Consider the following 21,796-nt stretch of genomic DNA (forward strand, 5'->3'; position numbering starts at 1 on the left):
ACCCACATCTTCACGGTCGGGGCGACCTTGTGACCCTTGATGATTTCGGCGGCGGCCTGCAAGTCGCTGAGGCGGCCGTTGGTGCAGCTACCCACGAAGGCGATGTCGATCGGGCGGCCAATCATCTTGGAACCTTCTTCCCAGCCCATGTATTCATAAGCTTCGGAGATGACCTTCTTTTCGCTGCCTTCGAATTCGCTGATCTTCGGCATGTTGCCGTTCAGCGGAATGGCCTGGGCAGGCGTAATGCCCCAGGTGACCATCGGTTCCAGGTTGTCGCAGTTGATTTCGACTTCGTCGTCAAACTGGGCGTCGGCGTCGGTAGCCACGGACTTCCAGTAAGCGACGGCCTCGTCCCACTTGTCGGCCTTCGGGGCGTACGGACGACCCTTGAGGTATTCGAACGTCTTTTCGTCGGGGTTGCAGTAACCGACGCGGGCGCCGCCTTCGATAGCCATGTTGCAGACCGTCATGCGGCCTTCCATGCCCATTTCTTCGATGACCGGACCGGCAAATTCGTAAGCGTAGCCAACGCCACCGTTCACGCCGAGCTTAGCGATGTAAGCAAGGGCGACATCCTTGGCGGTCACACCCGGCTTGAGTTTGCCGGTGAACTTGATGCGGCGAGTCTTGAGCGGGCTCATGGCGAGCGTCTGGGTAGCGAGAACGTCTGCCACCTGGCTCGTGCCGATACCGAAGGCGATAGCGCCGAATGCGCCGTGCGTAGCCGTATGGGAGTCACCGCAAGCAACGGTCATACCCGGCTGCGTCACGCCTTCTTCGGGGCCCACGATGTGGATAACGCCCTGTTCAGCAGTAGCGGGGCCAAAGAACTTGATGCCGTTATTCTTGGTGTTGTTTTCGATATGGGAGAACATCTCTTCGGAAATGCCGTCCTGGAGCGGGCGGTTGCGTTCCGGGAAAGTGGTCGGGATAATGTGGTCGACCGTGGCAAAAGTGCGTTCCGGGAACAGCACCTTCTGGCCTTCTTCGCGGAGCTGGGCGAAGGCCTGCGGACTCGTCACTTCGTGGCAGAGGTGAAGCCCGATAAAGAGCTGGCACTGGCCGCTCGGGAGCTTAGCTACCGTGTGGCTTTCGAAAATTTTCTGATAGAGTGATTTTCCCATAGATTTGTCTCTTTTAGGTTTAATTTGCGGCACAAATATAGAAAATGTAGGGGCTAGTTACTAGTCTTTAGTCGTTAGTTATTGGTTTTTAGTCACTGTTATTATAGAGACGGCAATTAAATAATTTACATGTCAATTATTTAACCGCCGAAGCAATGCAATAGTTGGTTCTTCCTACTGTCTACTTCCTACTGTCTACTAAAAACAAAAAAGCGCAGCTTGTAGCCGCGCTCTCGTCAAAATCAAGTCTTTAGATTAGAACTGTTCAATCTGGGTGTTGAACTTGTATTTGTCCTTGTAATAGGCGAGCATTTCGTCGCTGTTGGAGAATGCGCGGCGCAGCGGATCGCGGAGGGCCGGTTCTCTCTTGACCTTCTTGTTGATTTCAGGAACTACGTCCTTGAAGAAAAGTTCGTTGCTAGCCATGGCAACATGATTCTGGTTGAAGTCCATGTGATAACGGCGTTCGACCATCTGGAACAAGTCAGACTGGCAGGAATTTTCGGGCGGCATGTGGCTTGCGACAGGCATATAGCACTGCTTGATGTAGTCTTGCTTCATGCTAACGATGAGGCTGTCAATGGCGGGAATGTTGTGTACCGAGTCTTGATGATAAGCAAGTTCGGCCTTTGGGGTTACGACTCCAGAGCATGCTGAGAAGAATGCTGCGGCGAGTGCGAGGGAAGCCCAAATGATTGAATGTTTCATGTCCTAATCCTTTTGTTTGACATTTCTTTTTTTTACTACATCAATCCCGTGAATCCAAAGTTACTTAATTGTGGGTTGATTTGCGATGGTAGTAGTGTAAATTTGCAGTTACAAAAGACCTTTTTTGGGCTTTTTTCGGGTAAAATGTGATATACAACACCGATTTTAGTAAAAAATTTTTATTTCGAGGTTGGCTTGAATTTATAAAACCATTTGATGGGGTCGATGACGTCGTAACGGACGTTGCCGATGCGTTTTTGCCCTTTTTTGCTCACGAGTCCTGTAACGATGTGGGCGTGCGGGCCTGTGGTGTGTCCTGTGGTGCCAACGGTTGCAATCGGGTCGCCGGGCATCACTTCTTGACCGTTGAGATAAAGTAATTTATCGCAGTGCATGAACAAAATAACATCTTCTTTACGAACAAGTGCTATGATGACACCGCCGCGTTCATCGCGGCTGGTCCAGGCCTTGGCGCCGAACGGTGCTAGAATGCGGGCGCCTTGACGGCTTGCAACGTCGATGCCGTTGTGTTTACGTTGTGTGGGTGTTGCTTTTTCATGATAAAATTCCGTGATGTAGGCGATGCTGTCCGAAATCACAGATGTCCAGTATTTCCATGCGGCGCCAATTGTATCTGCAGAGGCTGGGCGCTTGATCTCGTCCGGACGCGAGAAGCGGATTGTTGTCCCTTTGGGTGGAATGTTGAGGTTCCCTTTTTCCCATGAGGTCACGCCAAAACCGTTATCTTCGAGCGTCTTGGCGACGTAATTCTTGATCATCTTCTCGTTGGTGATGATTGCGTCAAAACGTCCGATGGCGTAACGTGCAATGCGTTGCATGGTTTCAACGCCGTCGAATGTGTATTCGAAGGAGGGCGCAACGGAGAGCTGGTTTCGTTCCTGGATGCGGTCGCGGATGTTGGAATCGCTCCTGTCGATGTCTGTGACGAAGAGAAATGGCGCAACAATGACGAAAAGGAGCAGTAACGGGAAGAAATTGCGGATAATTCTCGGGAATCCGTCCAGAGGGTTCTTGGTGAGGATTGAGACTTTGTGGATTTTTTTCGCGATTCGGGCGAATTCTTCCGGCTGTTCCTTAAAACTTAATTTTGAAACGTTTACACTACGGCGAACGGCTTTGCGTGCCTTTGGGTAGCTGCGGCGGATTGGGCGTTCTTTCGAAAGCCACAACAGTTCGATTTTCTGAGCTTCTTTTACGTCTTCGATGAATGCGGCAGCCGTTCTTGCGGACATCCCGGTGACATTCACGATTAAAAGACGAGCCATCGAAATTAGATTTCCGACATTTTCGACTTGTTCAAGCGAAATGATGCCGATGACTTGCGGGGCAATCTTTTCGAGGCGCTTGATGTTGTGGTAAAGCGTTCGGTATTCTGCATCCGTTGTCGGGATAGCTTTGGGGCCCGCAAACGTGACGCTTTCACCGGCGGTATAAATCTGGTCTATATCGTCGGTGGTGAGGTTTCTTTGCGAAAGGTCGATTGCCTGGAAGGGGGCGTTGCCTGTTAATGGGCGTTTCCCCGAAAAGTCAATTACAACAAAACGCGCACCGGCGTTAAGTGCCAGTGCGAATTTGTGCAAGGCTTCTGTGGGTAAAACGTCTTCGTCAGAGATGGCGAAAAGCGTGAACCCGCCTTGGTTGTAAAGGTTTTCTAGGACCTTTCTCTGCATGCCTTACTTGGCGGCACCGCGCGGGTAGGAGTAGCCAGAAGGAGGAGCGGCGACGAACTTGTCAACCTGGAGGTAAAGTTCTTCAGCGGATGCGGCCGGGTTGAAGAAAATTTCCTGATTGCGGTTCTGGCTGCGGCCCTTGATGGGTTCGTTGCGGCGGCCACGGCTAACAATGCCGAGCGGGAGCACTTCCAAGAGCGGCAAAAGGCCGAAGTAGCGGAAAAGGCTGAAGTTCTTCTGCCATGTGGTGCGTTCTGCCAAAATTGCAAAGGTCCCTTCAATGATGGACTTGCTCTGGAGAAGGTCTTCAGAAGTCATCGTCACGAGTTCGTGATTGGTGGGGAAGTTGTTCTGGAAGTTTACCATGTCGCCTTTGAGATAGTTGGCGTCACAAAGGAATACGAATTTCATTGTTTTTCCTGGTTAGATTTGGTTTATTTTTAAATAATAGTTTTTTTTGTCGAATTTTGCCATAATTTGAGGGGTGTTTGCTGGCTATGAATTCCCCAAAATCGGCTCTTTTACAAAAATTTTACATTCAACAGTGGCACTTTTGGGTGTTTAAAGTGTTTATACCTTTATTTCCAAGCTTCAATTGCGTTTATTGGGCGAAAAGAGAGAGCCTTAGCTTTGTGTTAAGTGCATTTCGTAAGTCGTTGATTTTTCGTAAGTTATGCAAATTGGGAAAATTTGCTGGACAAATGTGTCGTTTTTTGTTATGAAAAAACATTAATGGCGATTGAGAAAATATTTATGAAATGCGTTATATTTATAGACGTTTTTAAGGACGTTTTGAAAAATTTCATTGGGAAATTTTGATTGCGTGTATGGTATCGGAGATTGAAAATGAATAAGTTGAAGATGTCTATGGCGACCTTGCTTGCTTCGGCGAGCGTGATAGCAACATCATCGTTTGCACAAAATCCAGCACCTGCGGCACCTGCTCCACAGCCGGCTCCAGCCCCAGCTGCGCCTGTGAATGAGCCTGCTCCCGAACCCGCACCGGCGGTTGCAAATGAAGCTCCTCAGATTGGTGGAATTCCTGGCGAATCTATTTTGGAAGGTGGTGTTTTTTCGAAGATTAAACTCGACAATTTTGTAACGGACGATATGGATCAGCCTTCGCAGATTCGTTGGAAGGCGAGTGGCAATAAGAACCTCAGGGTGACGATTACTCCGGACCATACGGTTGAAATTGTAACGCCAAATCCTCTTTGGAACGGCTCTGAAGATATCACTTTTACAGCAACAGACTCTAGGGGCGCTTCGGCTTCTGAAACGGTGAACTTTACGGTTGAATCTGTGAATAATCCGCCGGTGGTGTCGCAAATCCCGAGCCAGGTTATTGAAGAAGGCAAGCTGTTTGCAAAGGTTCGCTTGGACGATTTTGTAAATGACCCGGACCACAAAAAAGACCAGATTACGTGGGATACCGAAATTGTTCCGGCTGGCGGTCCTCAGGCTGATGGTGATTTGTCTGTAACGATTGACGGAAACCGCGTGGCAACGATTGTGGTTCCCGATAAGCACTGGTATGGCGCCGCTCGAATCAAGTTCATCGCCAATGACCCGGATTACGGTAGCGATAACAAGACGGCTGCCTTTACGGTCTCGCCGATTAACGATCCTCCGGTATTTACAAAGAAGATCCCTGACCAGATTATCGACGAAAAGAATCAGTTCGACATGATTTCGCTTGTAGATTATGTCAATGACCCCGATGATGACGTCATGAAACTCAAGTGGGCCGTGTCGGGCAACAAGGATTTGAAGATTGAACTCGACAAGTACGGTTCTGCGATTGTGACCATTCCGAACGAGTATTGGAACGGTCAGGAACGCGTAACGTTTATCGTGACCGACGCAGCGGGCGCTTCTGCAAAGCAGGATGTTTTGTTCAAGGTCAATTCTCAGAATGATGCTCCTGAATTTATCCAAAATATCCCGGACCAGACGATTGATGAAAAGCAAGAATTTGCTCCGATTCAGTTGGGCCAGTATGTCAAGGATCCGGACCACCGCATCGAAATGCTCAAGTGGGCTGTTTCTGGTGCAAAGGACCTGAAGGTTTCTGTTTCTGGCGGTGTTGCGACAATTCGCATTCCGAACAAAATGTGGAATGGCTCAGAATCCATCAAGTTCAAGGCTACGGACCCGGAAGGCGCTTCTGCTGAAAGCGAAGCCATGTTTACGGTCAATTCTGTCAATGACTTGCCGAAGTTCATTCGTCCGATTCCGAACCAGAACATCAACGAAAAGCAACAGTTCACCAAGATCAAGCTTGATGACTTTGTCAAGGATGAAGACCACAAGAATTCTGAACTTTCTTGGGATGTCGAAGTCAAGCACCAGGGCCAAATGCCGGAAACGGGAACGCTCAATGTCTCTATCGACGAACAGCATGTGGCAACGGTTGAAATCCCGGACCCGAGCTGGTTTGGCAATACGATTGCAACGTTCACTGTGATGGACCCGGAAGGCGGTTCTGCTAAGCAGGATGTCGCTTTGAACGTTCGCTCTGTGAACGACCCACCGATTTTCAAGAAAATTGCTGACCAGACGATTGACGAAAAGAATGAATTTTCTTCGTTTATCTTGGACGATTACTTGAGCGATGCCGACCACGACTTCTCCAAGCTCAAAGTTGAAGTGACTGGCAATCGCGATCTCAAGGTCAATATCGACAACAGGTCCCACGAAGTTTCCGTGAAGATTCCGCACGAACAGTGGAATGGTTCTGAAACTTTGACCTTTACGGCAACAGACCCGGAAGGCGCTCGTGCAACGACGAATGCGAAGTTCACGGTAAAGGCTATTAACGATCCTCCGGTCATGAGGGATATCCGCGAACAGACCATCAAGGAAAAAGGCGAATTCCAGCCGGTTGAACTGGATAACTATGTTGAAGATCCGGATCATGCCAAGAATCGCCTCAAGTGGACGATTACAGGCAACAAGGAACTCAAGGTTGCTGTAGATGGTGGCCATAATGCCCGTATCACTCCGCCGTCTGCACAGTGGCATGGTGCCGAAGCTATTACGTTCAAGGTTTGTGACCCGGACAATGCTTGCGACGAACGCACGGTCAACTTTACGGTTGAATCTGTGAACGATTTGCCGGTGTTTGTAAGACAAGTTATGCCGCAGTCCATTCGCGAAAAGGGCCAGTTCCAGCCGATCAAGCTTGGCGACATGGTAAAGGATATGGATAACAAGCTCTCTGAACTTACGTTTGCCGTTTCTTCGAAGCCGGCCGCGGGTTCCAAGAAAAGAGAATCTGAGCTGAAGGTCAATATCGATGCGAACAAGGTGGCAACGATTGTCATCCCGAACAAGTACTGGAATGGCGCCGAAGAAATCACGTTCACCGTAACGGACCCGGAAGGCGCTAAGGCTACTTCGTCGGCTCTCTTTACAGTAGAATCTGTGAACGACCTTCCGGAAATCAAGCAGGTTGCAGACCAGACTATTCAAGAAAAGGGTGAATTCAAGCCGTTCAATGTTTCTGAACTCATTTCGGACCCGGATGACCGCTTTGAAGATTTGAAGGTGGACTTCACTGGCAATAAGGACCTCAAGGTTGAAATGTCCAAGACGGGCATGGTGACGGTGAAGACGCCGAACAAGATGTGGAACGGTGCTGAAAAGATTACGTTCACGGTGACAGATGCTGCTGGCGCCAAGGCTCGTACGACGGCAACATTCACGGTTGTTTCTGTGAACGATCCGCCAATCATGAAGGAAATTGCAAGCCAGACTGTTAAGGAAAAAGAATCGTTCAAGCCGATTGAACTTGACAATTTTGTTGAAGACCTTGACCATGCCAAGAATCGCCTTAAGTGGAAGTTCGAAGGCAACAAGGATCTCCGCATTTCTATGGACCCGACGCACAAGGTGACGGTTACTCCGCCGAACGTGAGCTGGAATGGTTCCGAAAAGATTCGCTTTACCGTAACGGACCCGGATGGCGCCTCGGATAGCAAGGAAGTGACATTTACCGTTCTTTCTGTGAACGATGCTCCTGAATTTGTACGCGATTTGCGCGACCAGTCCATTGACGAAAAGAAACAGTTCCAGCCGATTAAGCTTGCGGACTTTGTCAAGGACCCGGACCACAAGATTAGCGAACTCAAGTGGACATTCAAGGTTAGCCCGATTAGCCAGGGCTCTAAGAAAAAGGGCAAAGACGATGGTGAAGAAACTTCGGGCCTTCGCGTAACTGTCGATGCCGCTGGCGTTGCTACGGTGAACATCCCGAACAAGTACTGGCACGGTGCTGCAAACATCACGTTTACGGCTACGGACCCGGAAGGTGCTTCTGCAAGCAAGACTGCTCGCTTTGAAGTGCGCTCCGTGAACGATGCTCCGGTGATTGCTGCAACAGCACCGACTGGCGAAACGATTCTCGAAGGTGGCCGTTTCAAGACGATTGATCTTTCGACTCTCGCTGATGACCCGGACCACCCGGCCTCTTCGCTCAAGTGGGAAGTTTCTGGCAATAGAGACCTCAAGGTGGACATCCGCAAGGATAACACTGTGATTATTTCTGTTCCGGATAAGCAGTGGAGCGGCAAGGAAAACATGACGTTCTCCGTGACGGACCCAGAAGGCGCTTATGCCCGCCACAAGATGCTCTTTGAAGTCACTCGCGTGAACGATCCTCCTGCATTTGTAAAGCGCATTCCTGACCAGAAGATCAAGGAAAAGGAAACGTTCAAGCAGATTAAGCTCGATGAATTTGTGAAGGACCCGGATAACAAGCCGAATGAACTTCGCTGGAAGATTACGGGTGCAAAGCAACTCAAGGCCGAAATTTCTCCGAGCCGCGTTCTTACCGTTACTGCTCCCAATAAGGATTTCTGGTGTGCTCCTGAAATGATGATTCTCGAAGTGAGCGACCCGGATGGTGCAAAGACTTCGCAGTCCATCACGTTCGAAATTACTTCTGTGAACGATCCTCCGGTTTTGAGAGATATTCCGCCGCAGAGAATCCGCGAAAAGGGCCAGTTCAAGGATATTGACTTGAGCAAGCTTGTCCGCGACCCGGATAATGCCTTGGATCAGCTTTCTTGGTCTGTCAAGGTCAACAAACCAGAATCTGAAGCCAAGAAGAGCAAGAAGGGCAAAAAAGGCAAGAAGGATGATGACGATGAAGACGAACCTGTTGTAAAGGATCCGTTTAGCGTTGTTATTTACAAGGGTGGTCTCGCTCATATTGAAATTGCCGATAAGTACTGGCATGGCGAACGCAATGTTATGTTCACCGTGAAGGACCCGGATGGTGCAACGGATTCCAAGACTGTTAATTTTGTTGTGGAATCTGTGAACGATGCTCCGGCAATTAGACCGATTCTTGCTCAGACAATCAAGGAAAAGGAACAGTTTGAACCGATCGACTTGACGAAGTTCGTGTCGGATTCGGATCATCCGTTGAGCTCCCTCAAGTTCGAAATTGCTCCGACTCGCGCGCTCAAGGCTTCGATTAATGCTAAAAAGCAGCTTGTTGTTTCGACTCCGGACAAGTACTGGAGTGGCTCTGAAAAGATTCGCCTTGATGTGACGGACCCGGAAGGTGCAAGAGCTTCTCAGCAGATTGAATTCAGTGTGACTCCGGTGAACGACCCGCCGGTGATTGTGAAGGATATTCCTGGCCAAAAGATCAAGGAAAAGGAAAGATTCACGATGGTGGACTTGACCCAGATCGTTAAGGATCCGGACAACAAGCCTAATGAACTCAAGTGGTCTGTAGCTGGAAATAACGAACTCACTGTGGATATCAAGAATGGACGTGCAACAGTGACTACGCCGAATCCGAACTGGTTCGGTAAGGAAACGCTCACGTTTACGGTCATGGACCCGGCTGGTGATAAGCAGTCTACCAAGGCTACATTCGAAGTGGTTCCGGTGAACGACCCGCCGAAGTTTAAACCAGTTCCGCCGCAAGTCATTGAAGAAAAGAAGACGTTCCCGGCTATCGACTTGGCTAAGTTTGTGACGGACCCGGATAACTCCCTTGCTGAACTCAAGTGGTCCATTGATGGTGAAAATCCGTTTGCTTCTTCTGCTTCGACAAAGTCCCACAAGAAGGACAAGAAAAAAGACAAGAAGAAAAAGAAGCATGTTGAAGAAGAACCTGCTCCGAAGTTCGGAAAGCATGAACTCAAGTACAATATTAGTGACAGGGGTATTCTCACGGTTGAAATCCCGGACAAGTATTGGAATGGCACAGAAACGATAACTGTCAACGTGTATGACCCGAGCAAGGAAAAGGCTTCTACAGAAATTCGCTTTACGGTGAAGTCTGTGAACGACGTTCCGGTTGTGAAGGAAATTCCGGGACAGACGACTCTTGAAGGCAAGGCTTTCAAGTCTATCAATCTTGATGACTATGTAACAGATCCGGACCACAAGAAGAGCGAAATCAGATGGACCGTTTCTGGCGCTAAGAACCTCGATGTGAGAATCAACGGTTCTCATGTGGCTGAAATCAAGCCGAGAAGAGATAACTGGTTTGGTGACGAAACGATTATCTTTACGGCTACTGACCCGGCTGGCGGTACGGACAAGTCTGTTGTCAAGTTCTTTGTGAAGCATGTGAATGCACCTCCGGTCATGCGCGACATTCCTGACTTTACCATCAGGGAAAACCAGAATGAAGGCGTGATTGCTACGATTAAGCTCGACCAGTATGCCCGCGATAAGGATCACAACTTCGATGACCTCAAGTGGAAATTTACGGGTCAAAAGCAGTTGCAGGTGACTTACGACAAGGCTAAGAAGACTGTGATCGTGGCCCAGCCGTACTCTCATTGGAAGGGTAAGCCGGAACGCATTACGTTTACGGTGACGGACCCGGATGGTGGTACGGCTCACAAGACCGCAACGTTTACGGTGATTGCCGTGAATAATCCGCCTGAAGCGAAGCCGCTCTCTTACCAGACTCGCGAAGGCGAAGTGCTTAAGGTTCCGGCATTGTCAGGCCTTATGTCTGCTGCTAAGGACCCGGATGGCGACAAGCTTGAAGCTGTGAAGGTTGTGATGAAACCGCGCAACGGTCGAATCGTCTTGAACGAAAAGAATGGTTCCTTCGAATACACCCCGAATAAGGGCTTCTCTGGAATCGATGAATTTACGTACAAGGTGTTTGACCCGTCTGGCCTTGGCTCCAAGGTGACGAATGTTGAAATCAACGTTTCGTTCAAGCCGAAGGATGTTCGTGGCAACGCTAAGAAAAAGTAAGATTCTTTAGAAATGAAGAAAAATGCCCCGCGGATTAGAAATGCCGCGGGGTGTTTTTGTATTTAGTAGGAAGTTTGAAGTAGGCGGTAGGAAGGTGTGTGCTGCTTTCTGCAGCGAAAATGCGACCTCAGTCATCCTCGCGAATGCGAGGATCCATACAGTTTTAATTGCTGATAATTCTTACATTCCTAATCATTGCTTGCTAGAATGCGGCTGGATCCTTTGGGCTTTTACCCCTCAGGATGACATTCCAATGACCTAATTTCTACAGACAACTTGATACGCTTCCATGAGCGTTTCGAATTTAACGGCGCAGTTGGCGGGGGAGGTGGAGGGGAGTTTTATGGCCTTGATTCCAGCTGCTTTTTCGCAATACTTTTCATAGAGTTTGTGGGCGGTGGCGCCTGTGCAAAAGATGCGCTTGATTTTTGTTTTCGCGATAAGCGATGCAATGTCGTTTGGTACGACGTCTTCGATGCTTGTGTCGCTTGCGCCAATGATGGTGCAACTGTCGAGAACGTCCCAAAGCGCAATGTGGTGCTTCAAGAGCATGGCGCGTTTTTCGTCGATGGTCGCGGGGAGCGGTTCGTTCAAGACGCTTGCGAGAACTTTCCAGAAGCGGTTTTGCGGATGCCCGTAGTAAAATCCCTGTTCGCGCGATTTGGGCGAGGGAATGGAACCGAGCAAAAGAACCTCCGAATTGGCGTCGAAAAGTGCGGGAAACTCATGCGTTACCCGAGTCCTCGTATTCTTAACGTTTCTGGATTGCGACTTCTTGATTGCCATGTTACAAGAAAATTAGAAAGATTTACCCCAAAGTGAGCCGAAAGCGAACGACCCCATACCCCATAGCCCAAGGCCTACTGTCTACTGCCTACTAATTGGTACATTGAACTTAGTCCTCAAAGTTATTATATTTGCCGCGTAAAATCAACATTTTTATAGATCATTCGACTTCACTGCGTTCCGCTCAGGATGACACTCGTCTCATACCTCAGAGGGCGCCGTAGGCGACCGACCTCATACCTCAAAGCTCGTTATGAATCCAGAAATTGAAAAACGCCGCACTTTCGCCATCGTCAGCCACCCTGACGCCGGTAAAACCACCATCACCGAAAAGTTCCTGTGGTACGGGAATGTGATTCGCGAGGCTGGTCATGTGCGCGCGAAGGCCAACAAGAGCTACACCGTCAGTGACTGGATGAAAATTGAACAGCAGCGTGGTATTTCGGTTTCCAGCTCCGTTTTGAACTTCCCGTTCGAAGGTTGCATGTTCAACCTCGTTGATACCCCGGGGCATCAGGATTTCTGCGAAGACACGTACCGTGCGCTTACTGCCGTGGATGCCGCTTTGGTGCTTATCGATAGCGTGAACGGTGTTGAAAAGCAGACGATTCGCTTGATGAATGTTTGCCGCATGCGCCATACGCCGATTATCACGTTCATCAACAAGATGGACTTGGATGGTCGCCATGTGCTCGACTTGCTCGACCAGATTGAAAGCGTTTTGCAGATTAAGACAGCTCCCTTTACGCTCCCCATTGGTGTGGGTAAGCTTTTCAAGGGAGTCTATTCCATTGCCGAAAATACGTTCCACACGTTCAACCCGGACGATGGCAAGCAAGAAATTATCCAGATGGATGGCCCGGACGATCCGCGTCTTGTTGAACTCTGCGGTGAAAACTGGGTCGCGCAATTCCGCGAAGAATATGAAATGGTCACGGGCGGTATGGATCCGTTCGACCATGAAAAGTTCCTGAAGGGTGAAATGTGCCCGGTGTTCTTCGGTTCTGCCGTGAACAACTTCGGTGTGCGCCAGCTTTTGAACGCTTTTGCAAAACTCGCTCCGCCGCCGATGATCCGCGACACCGACAAGCGCCCGGTCAAGCCGGACGAGGATGCTTTCAGCGCATTCGTCTTCAAGATTCAGGCCAACATGGACCCGAAACACCGCGACCGCACGGCATTCCTCCGCATTTGCTCGGGCAGCTTTACCCGTGGCGAAAAGGTTTTCCATGTGCGTACCGGTCGCGACATCCGCTTGGCCGCTCCGACCGCATTCCTCGCGAAGGACAAGGAAGTGATTGACCACGCCTGGGCGGGTGACATCGTGGGTATCAACGACCCGGGACTTTTCCGCATTGGCGATACGCTCACGGACGGCGAAAAGATGAACTTCACGGGCATCCCGGACTTTGCGCCGGAACACTTTGCCCGCGTGACGCTCTTGAACCCGCTCAAGTCGAAGCAGATGGCGAAGGGCCTTGCTGAACTTTCGGAAGAAGGTGCAACGCAGCTCTATGAACCGCTCAAGTCAGCCGTGCCTGTCGTGGGCGTGGTGGGCGAACTCCAGTTTGACGTGCTCAAGTTCCGCTTGCAGAGCGAATACGGCGCCGATGTGCAGCTCGACCGCGTGCCTGCCCATTGCATCCGCTGGGTGAAAGGCCCCGAAGCCGATGTAGGCAAGTTCGCCGAAGAATACGCCGGCGATTGCATGATGGACAAGGAACGCAATCTCGTGTGCCTGTTCCCGAACGAATACCGCCTGAATCTTGCGCTCAAAAACTACGAACGCTTGAGCTTCGCCGAAACCTCGCAGGGGTAAGGCTTAGATACACGCGCTTCGGCTTGTATCAAACAAACTTACATAACGGTGCAGGAAGGATACCAAATTTGGATTGCTGAGAGCATATTGCGCTTACGCAATTTGTGGTGATAACCTCAAAAAAATTCTATTTTTGGTCCATTAAATACGCATGTCTTTTGACAAGGATTCTTCATGCATCGTTTTTATTGGTTCTTTTTTGCACTGCTACTGATTCTTGGTAGATTCAGTCTCCTTTGTTCCTTGTACTATATAAAGACGCCTTTTGGTGGTCCATTAGTTGATTCGGTCAATAAATTCATTTGGCACACGCTCTACGTAGAAGCAGGCGTTTGCATGTCCATCGCGTTCGTTTTTTATGCGATTTCGAAATTTGTTCGCGGTAAGGGAATAAAGATTTTAAAAATTGTATCGATTGTCGTAGCGGCAGTCTATCTGTTACTCAGCGGTGTTGATGATGAAATTATGCGTTGGATGGGGCAAAAGCTTTCGCTTTCTTACCTAGCCACTTATATTTTTGCTTTTACAGACACTGAACTTGCTGCAAATATTTTTTGTGGAGATGCATCCCATTTTCTATTGACTGCTGGAATTGTTGTCGCTTTTTCCGCTGCCATTATTGTTTTATCGTACAAAATGGATTTGGCTCTATGTTGGAAAAGTCCTTTTAAAAAGAATTACATTCTTTTGTTTATCATGTTTATCCTTGCGGTTGCTGGCTGCACGTCCTTTTGGTGGTTCAATCCGCTTTCGAGGCGGCAAGTACGCATTAAACCGGTTGCTTATAGTTTTATCGATAACATTCTTGAAATAATCAGTGCAAGAAATCCACCTGCGGATTACCGTGAAGGCATTGTTGCTCTTCGAGGAAATCCTAATCAAGAATATCCGTTCTGGAAAGAGGCTAAAAACGAGCAGGCGTCACTTGATGCGTTCAAGTCAAAAAGCTTAGAAGACAAACCTGATATTATATTACTGACCATCGAAAGTTTGCGTGGCTGGACTAACGATATGCGTGTTGAGGAAAATTGCAAGCGTACGCCCAATCTTTGCAAATTGACAAAACAGAGCTTGTATTTTCCTTATGCCTACAGCGTCGGTTATCCGTCCATTGAAGGACTACTGGGAATCATGGAAGGCGTTCTGAGCTTGCCCCATCACGTTCTTTTGAATAGTTATCCCAATACTCGAATGCGGTCGATTTCTGAAATTCTTAGAGATGCTGGCTACCATACCGAAGTTCTCGTTGGTTCGGACCCTTATTTTGACAATGGTATGGTATGGTTCCAAAAATGGTTTGATTATGTGGAATATAAACCTGAAAATCATAGCGATGTTGCAATAGCCCATCGTTTCATTGAACATTACAATTCGCGTCCCAAGGATAAACCGCTCTTTTACCATTGGATGAGTTGCAGCATGCATGTCCCTTTCGATTTACCAAAAGATATGGGGGAAAAACCTAATGATATAGACTCTGCTTACATGCGTGCCGTCGTTTATATGGACAGTTCCCTTGGAATCCTTATGAATGAAATTGAGCGGAGCGATAGGGCGAAAAATACTTTGCTAATTCTTACCGGAGACCATTCGATTGGTAATAGCAAGCAAATGTCTACTGTTGAAAATGTGGGGCAGGCCGCTGACGCTTTCACGTGGGTTTCGCTCCTGTTTTGGGGGCTTGGCGTTGAACCGCGTATAGATTCACGTCCCGTTTCGCAGGCTGATATTCCTCCGTCGATTATTGGGGCTTTGGGTCTTGATGTTTCCAATCATTTTGTGGGAACTAACTTGCTCCAATGCCGTGATTCGTCTTGCACTATGGATTTGCCGCCTGTCTATTCTCTCCGTGGGGGCAGTATAGGACTTCGAACAGATTCACTCACTTTTTTGCTTCCGAATGTTGAAGGGGCTGATCCGGCTATTGTCTTGAAAAAAGAGCATGAGCCGACTTGGAATACGTCTGAACCTGTAGAAGGCTATATAAACGAGGAACCATTCGAGATTGATCGAGAAAATCTCCTCAAGACAACGGCAACCATGCGGGCGGTATCCAATGCATGGAAATATGTTGTTTATAAGAATAAACTTATGCCACAGAGATAAGGTGTTGTAAAAACTATGATTAAAAAAATTTTAAGTACCCATTATTATTGGATTGCCATTTCTGCCATTTTAATAATCGGAAGAATATCTCTCCTTTGTTCTTTGTACTTTTTTAAGAATCCATTTGGCGGTCCAGTCGTAGAAAACGTAAATAAGTTCTTATGGCATTCTATTTACGTAGAATCTGGGGTCGTCATGGCTTTGATGACTTGCTTTATTCTGGCGTCTTTTTGGATTCGCGGTAAAGGGTTGACCGTCTTAAAAGCGTTTATTGTAATTCTTGGTTCTCTATATGTTATTACATCTGGTATTGATGACGAAGTCCAACGTTGGATGTTTCAAAAATTTACGCCTTCTTTTATTAGTGTTTATTTAACGGCATTTGCTGACACGTCTATTGTTTTAGATGTTTTTTCGGGAGATGCGTTTCATTTTATTCTGACCATTGTTCTTTGCACATTGTTCAGTGCTTTGCTTGCTATAGTTACGGTCAAGGCGGATTTCCGTCAAATTATGCAAAGACCTCTTAAGAAAAATCAGTTAATGGTTTTCGCCATTTCATTTCTTTTGGCTGTTGTCGGCTGTACATCTTTTTGGTGGTTTAATCCGTTGCCGCGAAGACAGGTTCGCATTAAGCCTGTCTTTTATTCATTTGTAAGTGAATTTATCAGCACTCTTGATGCTCGGCATGCTCCTGAAAATTATCGCGAAGGCGTTATTGCTCTTGGCGGGAATCCCGATGCTGAATACCCATTTTGGAAAAATGCAGAAAACGAAACTCAGTCTCTTGAAAACTTTAAATTAAAATCTCTTGACGAAAAACCGGATATTATTTTGTTCACTATCGAAAGTTTGCGCGGTTGGACAAGCGATATGCGCATCGGTTCCAGTTGCAAGACTTTTCCTCATTTGTGCAAGCTTGCTCTCGAAGGTCTTTATTTCCCTAACACGCATAGCGTGGGAGCCCCTTCCATCGAAGGTTTGCTCGGAATCATGGAAGGCATCCTAAGTCATCCTTATGTCGTGTTTTTAAACAATTATCCTACGACACGGATGAGGTCGTTACCTGAAATTTTGCGTGATGCTGGCTACCACACGGAAGTTTTGATGGGGACTGATCCCAGATTTGCTAACGAAGAAGTTTGGTTTAAGCAGTGGTTTGATTATGTAGAATTTATTGACAATAGTAATGATGTCACGCTTGCAAATCGTTTCATTGAACATTACAAGGAACGACCTGAAGGTAAGCCGTTGTTCTATCATTGGATGAGCCGCAGTATGCACGTTCCCTTCAAACTGCCTAAAGATATGGGGCCCACTCCGGATGACCCTGCTGTAGCTTACATGCGAGCCGCTGTTTACATGGATAGCGCTCTTGGTATTATTATGAATGCTGTTGAAAACGGTCCAAGGGCGAATAATACTTTGTTTGTCTTGACGGGCGATCACTCTTTCCCGACAGGTAAACAAGCCCACCTCGCAGAAAAGCTTGGAAAAATCAATGATGGTCACTCTTGGATTTCACTCCTATTTAAGGGTCCAAACATAAAGCCCCAGCTGGCAACTCAGCAAGTATCGCAAGCGGACATAGCTTCTTCTATTCTCGGCTATCTCAATTTAGATGTGTCGAATCATTTTATGGGAATAGATTTGCTAAGTGAACGTGACAGTCTTTCGACAAAGAAATTGCCTTCCGTGTTTTCCTTTGAGTATGGCGATATGGGAATGTGGGTAGATTCCATGACCTATTATCTTTCTCCTATACAAGGGAACAATCAAGCCGTTGCTTTAAAGACGTACTTGGAACCCGCTTGGGATACAACGCAGTTGGTCGATGGATTTGTTCAGGCGGCTCCTACCGAAATTTCGGCAGAAGAATTGGAGGCAAAGACAAAAACGATGCGTGCCGTTGCCAATGCTTGGAAGTATCTGATATATAAAAACAAGCTCAGACCGCCTAAGTAAAGAACGTTCAAGCGTATTAGCCTTTCAGAGCGCAAAATCGTTCGGCTCGGTCATGTCAAAGTGCAAACGCTCTTTGACGCCTATGGCATTCGTGGCTGCGATTCGAAAATGCAAAAATAAGTTTTTGCGCTTTCTCGCCTTGCTCACTTTTGCCGCGACTCTTGCCATTTGCTATCTTTACCCCGTTCAAATTTAAGACGTGATTTATTCACGAGGTAAAACAATATGGCAATGCAAGATATGAATGACCAGGTGCAGGCTCGCTTGGCTAAGCTCGACAAGTTCAAGGAAATGGGTGTAGAGGCTTATCCTCACAAGTTTAACAGGACCCACGATTCCAAGGTTTTGAAGGAAAACAAGGAAGCCTTGATGGTGACGAAGGAACCGGTGGCATTTGCTGGCCGCGTGGTTCGTTTCAATCGCAAGGGCAAGATGTGCTTTATGCACTTGAAGGATCGTTATGGTCGCTTGCAGGTTGTCGTTGCCCGTGACGAGGTGGGCGAAGAAAACTACGAAATCGTGAAGATGACCGACCTCGGTGACTTCATTGGCGTGAACGGTACGATGTTCGAAACGCAGAGTGGTGAATACTCTGTGCGTGCCGAAAAGGTCACGATGCTTTCGAAGGCTGTGCGCCCGCTCCCGGTCGCTAAGGAAAAGATTGACGAAAACGGCAACAAGGTCGTGTTCAACGAATTTGCCGACGTCGATACTCGTTACCGCCAGCGTTACATCGACATGGCCCTGAACGACGACGTGAAGGAAGTCTTCATCAAGCGTTCCAAGATCATGCAGGCTATCCGCGAATACCTCATCGAAAAGGGATTCATCGAAGTCGAAACCCCGACGCTCCAGCCGATTTACGGTGGTGCAAACGCCCGTCCGTTCACCACGCACCACAACGCTTGCGACATGACACTTTACTTGCGCGTTGCTCCGGAACTTTACCTCAAACGCTGCATCGTGGGCGGCATGGAAAAGGTTTTCGAATTCTCCAAGAACTTCCGCAACGAAGGCATGGACCGCACCCATAGCCCGGAATTCACCGGCCTCGAATTCTACGAAGCTTATGCCGACTACAACGACATGATGGTTCACTTCGAAAACATTTATGAACGCGCTTGCATTGCTGCAAATGGCACCACCAAGATTGAATATCAGGGCAAGGAAATCGACTTTAAGGCTCCGTGGCCGCGCTACAGCATGATCGAAGCTATCGAAAAGTTCGGCGGCCTCAAGGTGAACGAAATGAGCGATGACGAAATCAAGGCCAAGATGGAAGAGCTGGGCGGTCACCTCGATGGCGAATTCTCTCGCGGTCGTGGCATTCTCGAACTCTTCGAATTGACTGTTGAAGACAAGCTTATCCAGCCGACATTCATCAAGGACATGCCCACCGAAAGCACTCCGCTCTGCAAGAAGCACCGCACTATCGAAGGCCTTATCGAACAGTTCGAACCGTATGCAAACGGCTGGGAACTCGGTAACGCTTACACCGAACTTAACGACCCGATCCGTCAGCGCGAACTTTTGGAAGACCAGGTCCGCCGTGGCCGCGGTGGTGAAGGTGAAACGCATCCGATGGATGAAAACTTCATGCATGCCATCGAATCTGGCTTGCCGCCGACGGGCGGCGTGGGCTTCGGCATCGACCGCATGGTCATGCTCCTCACGAACCAGCAGACCATTCGCGACGTGCAACTGTTCCCGCTCATGAAACCGGAAACGTAAGGCGGAGCCTTACGGCTAGTAAACAGTGGTTAGTGGTTAGTAAACAGGAATGCATAAAGGAATGCAATGGCTCAAAGCTATAAAGATTTGGTAGTCTGGCAAAAAGCGATTGATCTGACCGTTGCGGTTTATCAATTGACGAAACAGTTTCCTAAAGAGGAATTGTTTGGACTAGTATCCCAAATGCGGCGAGCTTCTGTTTCTATAGCCAGTAATATTGCAGAAGGTGAAGGACGCAAGTCTAAAAAAGAGTTTGCTCATTTTTTAGGCATTTCCCTTGGATCAAAGGCTGAGTTAGAAACTCAATTGCTTTTGTGTGAGCGTGTTGGTTTAGCTAGTTCATCTGCAGTTTCTGAAATAAGAGATTCGTTGGATGAAATCGGAAAGATGCTTGCCATCTTAAAAATGCGACAAGACTCTCGTATTGTGATAAAACATCCCAACCACTAACCACCAACCACTAACCACTAAAATCTCGTCTTTCGTCTAAAATGCAAAAACTCGAACTTCTCATCGCTTGGCGTTACTTGGGGGCTCAACGTAAGAGTCTCTTTGTTTCGCTTATTGGTATTTTCAGTATGCTCGGTGTTTCCATTGGCGTGTTTGCGTTGGTGGTGGCGCTTGCGGCGGTCAACGGTTTCGAAGAAGAGGTCACGGCCCAGATGATTGGGAAGGACGCTCACTTTGAACTGATGGCGTACAATGGCAATCCGATTGGTCCGTACGATAGCCTCACGCAGGAAGTGCAAAAGCGCGTGCCTGATGTAGTCGCTTCGTCGCCGTTTATCATTTACAAGGTGGGCATCAGCTCCAAGAAGGTGAACGATGGCATTGTCATTTATGGCATTGATGATAAAACTGCCAAAGGCGTGACGGACATCCACAAGTATATCAAGTGGGGAAAGTACTCCGTTGATAGCCTCGAAGACATGGGCGGTAAGCTCCGTCCGGGAATTATTCTCGGTACTGGCCTTGCGGCGCGTTTGCGCGTTGTCGTTGGTGACAAGCTTGTATTGCAGACGTTCCAGAGTCCGGACGAGGCGATGTCTGCGGGCGGCCCGAAGATGATGATGTGCGTGGTGAGCGGCATTTTTGAAACAGGCACTTACGAGTACGATGGCAACCTTGCGTATGTCGGCATTTCGGATTTGCAGAAGTTGCTCGGCATGGGAAACACCGTGACCGGCATCCAGTTCCGCATCAAGGATCATTGGAAAGCGGGCGAGGCGGTCGATAGCATGGCTACGTGGCTGTCTTATCCGTACTACGGGATGGATTGGAAGTCCAAGAACATCACGCTGCTCAAGTGGATGAATTACGAAAAGTTCATTGTGGCGGCGGTGATTTGTTTGATTATCTTGGTCGCTGCATTCAACATCATCAGCTCCCTCATTATGGTGGTTATCGACAAAACGAAGGAAATCGGTATCTTGCGCAGCATGGGCTTTAGCAAGGCGGGCGTGATGCGCGTGTTCATGCTGATGGGAAGTTTCATTGGCGTGGGCGGAACCGTTGTGGGTGGGACGATTGGTCTTGTGCTTTGCAAGTTGCAAGAGGCTTACCACTTTATCAAGCTTCCGGGCGATGTTTACGTGATTCCATATTTCCCGATTTCTGTGCATGCGATTGATGTGATTTTGATTTTTGTCATTGGTATTGTACTTTGCGTGTCGGCAACGCTTTTGCCCGCATGGAAGGCTAGCCGCTTGGATCCCGTAGGAGCGATTAGACATGAATAATTTTTTAGTAGACGGTAGACAGTAGGAAGTAGACGGTTTTGCTATGTTCTATGCTGTTTTGTCATTAATAATTAGACCATTTTATGTCAAAAGGATTTTTAATATTTTGTTTTTTATTTTAAGCATCACTTCCTACTTCCTACTTCCTACTTCCTACTATGTCTAGTTTACTTCAAACCATCAATCTTCGGCGAGTCTTCTCCGAGACGGGTGAATCTCTTGAAATCCTGAAGGGCGTGAATTTTTCGATGGAAGCGGGGGAACTTGTGGCGCTCACGGGTTCTTCGGGTTCCGGTAAATCGACGTTCCTGAATTTGGTCGGAATGCTCGATACTCCGACTTCGGGCGAGATTTTATTCAACGGCAAACCGCTTAGCAAGTTCAATAGCGAAGAACGCGATATGTATCATCGGAAACATGTTGGGTTCGTTTTCCAGTTTCATCATTTGCTCACGGAATTTACGGCGTTGGAAAATGTCTGCGTGCCGGGCCGCATTCTCGGGACGCCCGAAAAGGAATGCCGCGAACGTGCTGAGATGCTTTTGGAAACGGTTGGTCTCAAAGATCGCCTCAAGCATTTGCCGCGAGAACTTTCGGGCGGTGAACGCCAGCGAATTGCAATTGCGCGTGCGCTCATGAATAATCCGTCCCTTGTGTTTGCGGATGAACCGAGCGGAAACCTAGACGAAGCGAATTCGGCGAAGTTGAACGAACTCTTTGGCGAACTCAATGAAAAGTTCCATCAGGCGTTCTTGATTGTGACGCATGATGAAAAATTGGCACAGTTTGCAAAACGTCGAGTCGTCATGCATAACGGAGTGATTCAATAGTGAGTGGCTAGTAAACAGTGGCTAGTAAACAGGATTAGTTAGGCGGCTACGCCGC

13 protein-coding genes are annotated in these 21,796 nt (G+C 48.1%); 8 read left to right on the forward strand and 5 right to left on the reverse strand.

The annotated features are described in order from the left end of the window. From HUF13_RS14430 to HUF13_RS14445, 4 genes are all read right to left on the reverse strand, one after another. A partial coding sequence (locus HUF13_RS14430; RefSeq protein ID WP_173475784.1) for a 3-isopropylmalate dehydratase large subunit occupies window positions 1-1,127 on the reverse strand: 1,127 nt, incomplete at its 3' end. A 255-nt stretch (window positions 1,128-1,382) separates the two neighbouring features. Beyond that, window positions 1,383-1,835, reverse strand: coding sequence for a hypothetical protein (locus HUF13_RS14435; protein WP_173389026.1), 453 nt, complete (start codon window positions 1,833-1,835; stop codon window positions 1,383-1,385). 179 nt (window positions 1,836-2,014) lie between these two features. Next, a complete protein-coding gene (locus HUF13_RS14440) occupies window positions 2,015-3,526 on the reverse strand; it encodes a M23 family metallopeptidase (protein ID WP_173475785.1) in 1,512 nt (503 codons plus the stop codon). A gap of 3 nt (window positions 3,527-3,529) precedes the next feature. Beyond that, on the reverse strand, window positions 3,530-3,937 hold the full coding sequence (locus HUF13_RS14445) for a hypothetical protein (protein WP_072828146.1): 408 nt from the start codon (window positions 3,935-3,937) through the stop codon (window positions 3,530-3,532). 435 nt (window positions 3,938-4,372) lie between these two features. Here HUF13_RS14445 and HUF13_RS14450 point away from each other — a divergent pair, with 435 nt between their 5' ends. Beyond that, entirely contained in the window at window positions 4,373-10,765 is a 6,393-nt protein-coding gene (locus HUF13_RS14450) for a tandem-95 repeat protein (RefSeq protein ID WP_173475786.1), read from the forward strand. A gap of 258 nt (window positions 10,766-11,023) precedes the next feature. On the opposite strand, the gene HUF13_RS14455 is transcribed toward HUF13_RS14450, so the two are convergent. Continuing rightward, a complete protein-coding gene (locus HUF13_RS14455; protein ID WP_173475787.1) occupies window positions 11,024-11,551 on the reverse strand; it encodes a DNA-deoxyinosine glycosylase in 528 nt (175 codons plus the stop codon). A gap of 253 nt (window positions 11,552-11,804) precedes the next feature. On the opposite strand from HUF13_RS14455, the gene HUF13_RS14460 reads away from it, so the two are divergent. From HUF13_RS14460 to HUF13_RS14490, 7 genes are all read left to right on the forward strand, one after another. Further along, complete coding sequence (locus HUF13_RS14460) at window positions 11,805-13,370, forward strand: peptide chain release factor 3 (protein ID WP_173475788.1); 1,566 nt, start codon at window positions 11,805-11,807, stop codon at window positions 13,368-13,370. A 174-nt stretch (window positions 13,371-13,544) separates the two neighbouring features. Beyond that, window positions 13,545-15,476, forward strand: a complete 1,932-nt coding sequence (locus HUF13_RS14465; RefSeq protein WP_173475789.1) for an LTA synthase family protein — start codon at window positions 13,545-13,547, stop codon at window positions 15,474-15,476. A 15-nt stretch (window positions 15,477-15,491) separates the two neighbouring features. After that, entirely contained in the window at window positions 15,492-17,441 is a 1,950-nt protein-coding gene (locus HUF13_RS14470; RefSeq protein ID WP_173475790.1) for an LTA synthase family protein, read from the forward strand. Between the two features lie 225 nt (window positions 17,442-17,666). After that, window positions 17,667-19,172 (forward strand): lysine--tRNA ligase, encoded by a 1,506-nt coding sequence (gene lysS / locus HUF13_RS14475; protein WP_173475791.1) that lies wholly within the window; start codon window positions 17,667-17,669, stop codon window positions 19,170-19,172. 66 nt (window positions 19,173-19,238) lie between these two features. Continuing rightward, window positions 19,239-19,622, forward strand: a complete 384-nt coding sequence (locus tag HUF13_RS14480; protein ID WP_173475792.1) for a four helix bundle protein — start codon at window positions 19,239-19,241, stop codon at window positions 19,620-19,622. A gap of 41 nt (window positions 19,623-19,663) precedes the next feature. Next, window positions 19,664-20,911: an FtsX-like permease family protein gene (locus HUF13_RS14485; RefSeq protein WP_173475793.1), complete on the forward strand. Its 1,248-nt coding sequence runs from the start codon at window positions 19,664-19,666 to the stop codon at window positions 20,909-20,911. A gap of 158 nt (window positions 20,912-21,069) precedes the next feature. Then, complete coding sequence (locus HUF13_RS14490) at window positions 21,070-21,741, forward strand: ABC transporter ATP-binding protein (protein WP_173475794.1); 672 nt, start codon at window positions 21,070-21,072, stop codon at window positions 21,739-21,741. The last annotated feature ends 55 nt before the right edge of the window (window positions 21,742-21,796 follow it).

It is taken from the genome of Fibrobacter succinogenes, assembly GCF_902779965.1.
GTDB lineage: Bacteria > Fibrobacterota > Fibrobacteria > Fibrobacterales > Fibrobacteraceae > Fibrobacter > Fibrobacter succinogenes_F.

Coding starts and splice junctions, on each gene's coding strand:
- HUF13_RS14445 (WP_072828146.1), bottom strand. CDS start 3,937: ATGAAATTCGTATTCCTTTGTGACGCCAACTATCTCAAAGGCGACATG.
- HUF13_RS14440 (WP_173475785.1), bottom strand. CDS start 3,526: ATGCAGAGAAAGGTCCTAGAAAACCTTTACAACCAAGGCGGGTTCACG.
- HUF13_RS14490 (WP_173475794.1), top strand. CDS start 21,070: ATGTCTAGTTTACTTCAAACCATCAATCTTCGGCGAGTCTTCTCCGAG.
- HUF13_RS14455 (WP_173475787.1), bottom strand. CDS start 11,551: ATGGCAATCAAGAAGTCGCAATCCAGAAACGTTAAGAATACGAGGACT.
- HUF13_RS14465 (WP_173475789.1), top strand. CDS start 13,545: ATGCATCGTTTTTATTGGTTCTTTTTTGCACTGCTACTGATTCTTGGT.
- HUF13_RS14470 (WP_173475790.1), top strand. CDS start 15,492: ATGATTAAAAAAATTTTAAGTACCCATTATTATTGGATTGCCATTTCT.
- HUF13_RS14480 (WP_173475792.1), top strand. CDS start 19,239: ATGGCTCAAAGCTATAAAGATTTGGTAGTCTGGCAAAAAGCGATTGAT.
- HUF13_RS14435 (WP_173389026.1), bottom strand. CDS start 1,835: ATGAAACATTCAATCATTTGGGCTTCCCTCGCACTCGCCGCAGCATTC.
- HUF13_RS14460 (WP_173475788.1), top strand. CDS start 11,805: ATGAATCCAGAAATTGAAAAACGCCGCACTTTCGCCATCGTCAGCCAC.
- HUF13_RS14485 (WP_173475793.1), top strand. CDS start 19,664: ATGCAAAAACTCGAACTTCTCATCGCTTGGCGTTACTTGGGGGCTCAA.
- HUF13_RS14450 (WP_173475786.1), top strand. CDS start 4,373: ATGAATAAGTTGAAGATGTCTATGGCGACCTTGCTTGCTTCGGCGAGC.
- lysS (WP_173475791.1), top strand. CDS start 17,667: ATGGCAATGCAAGATATGAATGACCAGGTGCAGGCTCGCTTGGCTAAG.